A 7,133-nucleotide genomic window follows, 5' to 3' on the forward strand; every position below is an offset into this window, starting at 1 on the left:
GTGCTTCTTCACTTAATTCCGCGCCTTCTAGTGGTGCTTCTTCACTTAATTCCGCGCCTTCTAGTGGTGCTTCTTCACTTAATTCCGCGCCTTCTGGTGATGCCGCTTCTAGTGGCGCTTCTTCACTTAATTCCGCGCCTTCTGGTGATGCCGCTTCTAGTGGCGCTTCTTCACTTAATTCCGCGCCTTCTGGCGATGCCGCTTCTAGTGGCGCTTCTTCACTTAATAAATTTTCTTCCGGATTTTCTTGAACAGCTGCTTCAGGTTCCGCTGTTGGATTTTCTTGAGTTTGTAAAGTTTCAGCAGGAGAATTTTCTTCTTCAGTTGGTGGCGCAGCGGACTCTTTTGCTTCAACAACGGGAGGATTCGTTGATAAACCAGCACCTTCGATATCTGGCTTATCTTCAGCATCTAAAACACCAGCAGCAATTTCTCCACTACTTCCATCAATAAACCCGATGGAAGGATCTGGTGCTTTTGAAATACTATTCATTTCAGGGAAGGAAATATCTGGTGAAGGCTCGTCTTCACCTTTGTGATCACCCGATTTTACGGAAGACCCCATTTCAGAGCTTGAAACAAAGCTGCTAACCTCATCAGAATCATAATCGGATAAATTTGCCCCTGCAAAATCATCTCCAATCGTAATCGCTTCGGCCTCAAAAGGGGCTTCATAACGCAAGCCACCTATGACTCCTCTAGATCTTTCAATTACAGTTGTAAGTCTTAAATTTGGAATACTGACTCGATATATTTTAGATAATCCTTCTGCAAGTTGAAAAACTGTTGCAGAAATCCCAATAATTCTCTTATTTAAAAAAAAACGGAGTTGTTGAATTGTTCCTCTATCTGAGGGATCTTCTAAGGCAACATACAAAACAGAATTTTCTTCACCAAGACCAATACAACTATAGTGAATAGCTAAATCTATCGGTATAAAACTTTGATAACTTTCATCAAGCAAAGATATCGCTTTATCAGATAAAGCATTAACTCTAAAATACCTTTGCAGATATTCTTGAATTTGCTCTGGCGAAGCGATATTTAATGAACGTAATATACGAACAGGGTTTTCGCCCAGTTCTTTACATGTTTTTCTTAAGGCTATCAGCTCTCCAGAAGACAGGTACCCATCTTGCTGCATAACCTGAAGCAAATCGTACATATGTCTTTCCTTAGACCTTAAGTTTCCTTTGTTTGTAATTGATTCTCTTGACTCATGGTACTTTGATCTTAAGCTATTTTAGTTGATGGGGGACTATCAGTTCCTTCCCAGATATGAAATTGACGATTTAAAACAGGAAATTAAATTATGAGCCGTTCCGACCTCGCTTCAGAAAGAAAAACCCAAATAATTAATGCAACGATTGAGTGCATTACACGCTATGGCTATAGCAATTTTTCGATGCAAGATGTGGCGAGAGTTGCAGATGTATCTAAAGGGATTATTCATTATTATTTTTTAAATAAAGAAGATCTCATGATGACTGTTCTTGATCACGTAAGTGCAGACATTGAAAATCTTCTTCATTCTGGTGATTTAAACCCAGATCCAATAGCAAGGCTTTCTAACGTCATCTGGATGTGCTCAAGCGTCGTTCAAAATAAAAGAGAATATTATCGAATTAATATGGACTTTTGGACTCAAATAGACCAAAAAGAAAAAGTCCGTCAAGAAATAGCAAGTCACTATGCTAAGTTTAGAAATTCCATAGCCGTCATCATTCAACAAGGAATTTCTCAAGGAGTTTTTCGTAAAGGAGATTCAGCTCAATTTGCCAGTATGATTATAGCTATGATTGACGGCATTGCTTTACAGTGGCTTTTCGATGAAGGAGTGTATAATTACGACGAAATTGTAAAGAATTGTGAAGAAGCTATTTTGAATTTTTTAGTAAAAAAGTAACATAATCAGGAAATTTAATTTTAGTGTACTTATGTAAATTAAAAAAATATAGAAAAGATATTTCTCTCCTTCTTTTAATTGCAGGTTCTTTTTTTATATCTTTATTCCTTAGTAATCCTGTATTTTCAGAAGACTTAAATAATAGTATTGAACAAGAAAATTCAACAAAAATTTCTTATATACCCCCTAAAAAAGCTGAAGGTTTAATAATAGCATCTATAGATTTTGTTGGAAATAATAAAACAAATGATGATGTTATTGAAGATAACATAGAGCTAAAAGATCAAAATATATTTACTGTTGAAAAATTGAAAATTTCTTTACAAAATTTAAAAAATTTACAAGTTTTTTCTAAAATTGATGTGAAATTAAGCTTAAATGAAAATAATCAAATCATAATTATATTTGAATTAGATGAAAAATGGACTCTGTTACCTTATTTTTTAGCTGGATCTGGTGGAGGCACATCGTATCTTGTTTTAGGTCTTTATGAGACAAACTTTATAGGAAGACTTTATACATTTAATTTCACATATGGATGTAAAAACGAAAATTGTTCTACTTTTGTTTATTTTAGAAACCCAAGTGTTTTAGGAAGTCGTTTTAATTTAGTTAATTATATGACTAGAGAGCACAATATATTTCATACATATAATAAAAACAGAGAAGTAACAGGTACTTTTGCTAATAAAAGAGATATGCTAAATTTATTTACGGATATTAAAGTTACACCTACTTTATTTTTAGGTTTTGGAGCTTTATATTCAAAAAATGAAATAACAGATGACGGAATTAATTCTGCCGACTCCTTAACAAATAAAAAAAATAATTATCTTTCTCCTCCATCATCTTCATCAGTTGCTTTAGAAGGTAGGTTAACATTAGGAAAAATAAATTATGATGGCATGAAAGTGGATGGCGTCAATTTTGTTTCTATTTTAGATACAACTGGAGAATCATACAAAGCACAAAATGACAATTATACTTCGTTAAATAGCACACTACAATTTTATCATCCTAATATAAATTTAGGTTTATTTACCATACCCCTCCCAAGATTATCTTATTTAGCAATACGAAGTAATATCAGTGTCACTTCAAGTAATGTTCTTTCACAACAATATTTTATTGGTGGTCTTGATAAAATAAGAGGTTTTTATGATGGAGAATTTTCCGGTAAATTATCGTCCTTTAGCAATTTTGAATTAAGAATACCAAGCTATGTAAATGATTACATCGCTATTCAACACGCATTTTTCTCTGATGTTGGATATGCTGCCAATACATTTTCTGAAATGTTTTCAAACTACACAGGAGTGAGTGTAGGAACTGGAATCCGTATTTTACCTTTAAAAGTAAATAGAGTAGCTTTACGTATAGATTATGCTTATACGTTAAATCCATTTCATACCTATGGTTTTAATTTTGGATTACTGCAATTTTTTTAGAAAATATTTTATTAAATTAACAAAGAAGTTCTTTATTATTTCTAATAAAGAACTTCTTTTGCTTTTAAAAACAAGAATACAACCTAAAATTAACCTAACAAGCGCATTGCTGCACCAGGGCTTTGGTTTGCTTGAGCAAGTACAGCCACACCACCTTGTTTGAGGATGTTGGACTGAGCCAATTTTGCAGTTTCTTCAGCAAAGTCAGTGTCACGAATACGGCTATTCGCAGCAGAATAGTTTTCGGATTGTACGCTTAAGTTAGAAATTGTAGAGTATAGACGGTTTTGCAACGCACCCATATCTGCACGGAACTCAGATACTTTTGAAATCGCATCATCAAGTTTGCTGATAGAAGCTTGAGCGCGCAATTTAGAATCGTTGTGATCTCCTTCTTCTAAAGAAACACCAGTAGATTCTAAAGATTCATCACTTGCACGACCAATTCCTAGACCAACTGTACTTGTATTGATCTTATCAAAGTTAAGTCTAATGATGTTCACTGGATTACGAGCAAACTCTTCATTAAATGGATCACTTTGACCATCTGTCATTTCACTCCAGTTTTTACCAACTTGAACTTCTAGTGGTGGAGGATTTGATTTTTTAGTCATATCTTCTGGCAAGCCACCATCAGCTTCTTCTGGTTTACCAGTTAATAATAAAGTGCCATTATATTCTGTTGAATTTGTTATACGATCGACTTCATCTTTTAGAGCATTAAATTCTTTGTGAATAAATCCGCGTTCTTTATTCCCAATTGTATCTGAAGCACCTTGAACAGCAAGCTCACGTAAACGAGATAGAATATTTCCAATTTCATTCATTCCACCTTCGGCAGTTTGAAGTAGTGAAATACCGTCACTAGCGTTACGTTTTGCCATGTTAAGACCACGAACGTCCGCTTTCAATTTTTCGCTAATTGCAAGACCCGCAGTATCATCTGAAGCCTTGTTAATGCGATAACCTGAGCTTACTTTCTCAATGGACTCATCATTTTGCTTGGTTATAATACTCAAAGCTCTTTGAGCATTAAGGGATTGGATGTTGGTTTGTATACGCAAACCCATAGCTGGTCTCCTCCATGAAACTCACCACAGTCCAAAACCACTTGGTACGGGGTGCGGCCATCCTTGGCCTAACTAAGAAAAATGTACCGCAGGCGAATTACCATGCGTACATTTTGCATATCGGAAAAGATTTTCTAGACTGTAGGCAATTTTTTCTTTTTTTATTTATCTGAATTTAGCAATGCTTCTATTGAGTGGGGACAGATAGGATCAATTAGTTTTTTAATAGCTCTAGCAAGATTTCTAATTTCAAGTTGCGCTCCTTCATGATCACGCAATTTTATAAAATGCACAGTCGCTTCAAGGGAGGCTGTCCAAACAAGAGAATTTTTAAAACTGATAGGCATAATCATGCGAGCCTGCTCTTTACAAACACCGAGCTCTAATAATTTTTTATAGGAAGAAAAACCATGTTCAATGGCGTTCATATAAATAGAACGTGCTTCTTCATTAGAGTCGACAAGCTCACCTTCTTGTGAAGCTTGCTTGTTACTTTTGTGTTGTTTACGAAATTCAGATGGAATATGAAATTCAGGATCAAACTCAACATACCTTCCCGATACTTCATTCCAAGTTGTTGCTGCTTCTCTAAATTCACCACTTGTATAAGCACAACCAACTTGATGCTTATATAATTGTCTACAAACAACTTCAGAGACGCCTTCTAAAGTAAAGGTAAATACGACATGACGAAAGGGACTTATGTGCTTGTGAGCAGCGAGATATTTAATAAGTTTTATATCTTTGTCATCCATTTCTGTTTTTCTTTTTCCAAAACTTACGCGTGCTGCATTTACAACAGAAAGATCGCTGCCCATACAATCTGACAGTGTTACCTTACCATCGTCTACTTCAATTGCTGTTCCAATAAGTTCTTTTATCATTTAAATATTCTCCTAATGCGACAAGATAGAAAGATCTTGCTTAGTAGAAAAAAGTGCAGGATTTTAGCCAAAAAAGCAACATCTCTAATAATTGATTAATAGTAGAGCAATCCAATAAACTCAAACAAGGGAATACAAAAAAATTCTTTTCTTTAAAGGAAGAAAACTGGTGGAAAAAGCCATGTTTAACGAGACGTCAAGTTATGAAAACTTAAAATCAAATCTTGAAAATAGATTTGATTTATCACCTTTAAAATCTGAATTTTTATTATTTTGGCAAAAATGGAGTTATCTCCATATTCAACTCTTTTCAGAACTCCAGATAGGTGTTTATAAAACATTTATGGCTCCTGAAGATTTAGAGCTCATTACTCAAAAATTTATGAAAAAAAGGCTTGGCATTATTTCTGCCTTTACCCAAAGAATGAAAAATCATCCCGAGTTTAAAAATGAAATTACTTTATTTAGAAATGTAATAAATGAGCATGATGAAAATTTTAAAACAATTTTAAAACAAATTCTGAGTAAACTTTTAATTGAACTAAATAGATTACAATCACTTCGTAAAGTAACAAATGCATATAAAAATAATCAATATTCTTTGGGAGGATAATTCCAAATGACAAAATGTAGCTCCCTTGAAAGTATTATAAATGATTCCAAAAAATCAAATTTTTCAAATTTTCTTAGCTTTATTGAAGGAGATGTCGGAAAGTCTCTCTCAAATATTCAAGAAAGACATGCAACGCATGTTTTAAAAAAATCTAAAAAAATTGCCTTTATTGCACCACAACTTCCACACCCTTGTGAACTTGAAATATGGAATTATTGTGTCAATAAATTAGGGTTAGAAGGCGCTTTATACACACATATAAGTGAAGAAAAAGCTTTTATTCAATTTGCAAAACTATTAAATAATTCTAATACAACACTTTATTTAACATGTTATACACTAGATTCCATGAATGAAAATAAAACATTTTTATCTGGTTTAGAAAAAGAACTTGAGGATTATTCACTTATTGTATCCTTAGGAGAAAACTCTTTAGCAAGTTACCAAGCATCAAAAGTCAAAAGAAATAACTTTTCTCGTCTTATTATTTGGCAAAATGCTCCAAGACCGCCGCACGCTAATTTAGGGGCAAGATCTCCCAATGGCTCACCCTTACCAAATATTGCAAGGGAACGAACCGTTCGAAAAGAAGTTTTAAAAAATGCGGATCTTATTTTATGTTTTGATAAAGATGGAGCTACTTGGTCCTATCTTGAAGATGTCAGTTCACAAAGAATCCGTCGTGTTTCACGTGGTTTGAATTCTCAAAGATATTCAGCTGAAATTTCTTCTTTTCGAAGAATTGAATTGAGAGCATCTTTAGGCCTCCCCGAATCCGATTTTATATTTTTCCATTTAGGACCACTTGAAATAGAATCAGGTGCCTTGGATTCCGTTTTTGCCTTTAAAAACTTGTTACAAAGCAATCCCACATTTCAAGGCAGAGCAAGGCTTTGTTTTTGTGGAACGGGCGCAGCCGCTGCTGATATCAGACAAAGTGTTGTTGAATTAAACATTGATGACCATGTTTATTTTTTAAATCCAAATGGAGACGGCCTTAAAGAAATAGCAGGAAATCAGTTTTCCTGCATCATTTCGGTTTGTGATGCCGTAATTCATGCCCCTATTGCACCCGTTAACGGAAATGCACTTAAATTTTTAGATAGCACTTATGATGTCATGTGTGCACTTTCTTCAGATATCATCATTATTTCTAATGGTAATAATTGGATTGGAGAGTGGGTAAGCCGATTTTATAAAACGTTTTCTTCT

The 7,133-nt window shown here is 34.2% G+C and carries 6 protein-coding genes and 1 pseudogene; 4 read left to right on the forward strand and 3 right to left on the reverse strand.

Annotated features, from left to right (window positions below):
* Positions 1-1,165, reverse strand: a pseudogene (locus tag ACIQ56_RS12730) (hypothetical protein); the annotation flags it as partial.
* Between the two features lie 147 nt (positions 1,166-1,312).
* On the opposite strand from ACIQ56_RS12730, the gene ACIQ56_RS12735 reads away from it, so the two are divergent.
* Together ACIQ56_RS12735 and ACIQ56_RS12740 are read left to right on the forward strand one after the other, a co-directional pair.
* Complete coding sequence (locus ACIQ56_RS12735) at positions 1,313-1,906, forward strand: TetR/AcrR family transcriptional regulator (RefSeq protein WP_153421589.1); 594 nt, start codon at positions 1,313-1,315, stop codon at positions 1,904-1,906.
* Between the two features lie 23 nt (positions 1,907-1,929).
* On the forward strand, positions 1,930-3,354 hold the full coding sequence (locus ACIQ56_RS12740) for a POTRA domain-containing protein (RefSeq protein ID WP_397601436.1): 1,425 nt from the start codon (positions 1,930-1,932) through the stop codon (positions 3,352-3,354).
* An 89-nt stretch (positions 3,355-3,443) separates the two neighbouring features.
* On the opposite strand, the gene ACIQ56_RS12745 is transcribed toward ACIQ56_RS12740, so the two are convergent.
* Complete coding sequence (locus tag ACIQ56_RS12745; protein ID WP_397601437.1) at positions 3,444-4,424, reverse strand: flagellin; 981 nt, start codon at positions 4,422-4,424, stop codon at positions 3,444-3,446.
* 161 nt (positions 4,425-4,585) lie between these two features.
* On the reverse strand, positions 4,586-5,308 hold the full coding sequence (thyX, locus tag ACIQ56_RS12750; protein ID WP_397601438.1) for an FAD-dependent thymidylate synthase: 723 nt from the start codon (positions 5,306-5,308) through the stop codon (positions 4,586-4,588).
* A 181-nt stretch (positions 5,309-5,489) separates the two neighbouring features.
* Here thyX and ACIQ56_RS12755 point away from each other — a divergent pair, with 181 nt between their 5' ends.
* Both ACIQ56_RS12755 and ACIQ56_RS12760 read left to right on the forward strand, forming a co-directional pair.
* Positions 5,490-5,921, forward strand: a complete 432-nt coding sequence (locus ACIQ56_RS12755) for a hypothetical protein (RefSeq protein ID WP_397601439.1) — start codon at positions 5,490-5,492, stop codon at positions 5,919-5,921.
* A 6-nt stretch (positions 5,922-5,927) separates the two neighbouring features.
* Positions 5,928-7,133 (forward strand): hypothetical protein (locus ACIQ56_RS12760; protein ID WP_397601440.1); only part of this gene is annotated, 1,206 nt, incomplete at its 3' end.

The organism is Silvanigrella sp., from assembly GCF_044369315.1.
Classification (GTDB): domain Bacteria; phylum Bdellovibrionota_B; class Oligoflexia; order Silvanigrellales; family Silvanigrellaceae; genus Silvanigrella.

Bases quoted from the DNA above. Each gene is read 5' to 3' on its own strand.
- ACIQ56_RS12735 (WP_153421589.1), top strand. From the start codon at position 1,313: ATGAGCCGTTCCGACCTCGCTTCAGAAAGAAAAACCCAAATAATTAAT.
- ACIQ56_RS12745 (WP_397601437.1), bottom strand. From the start codon at position 4,424: ATGGGTTTGCGTATACAAACCAACATCCAATCCCTTAATGCTCAAAGA.
- thyX (WP_397601438.1), bottom strand. From the start codon at position 5,308: ATGATAAAAGAACTTATTGGAACAGCAATTGAAGTAGACGATGGTAAG.
- ACIQ56_RS12755 (WP_397601439.1), top strand. From the start codon at position 5,490: ATGTTTAACGAGACGTCAAGTTATGAAAACTTAAAATCAAATCTTGAA.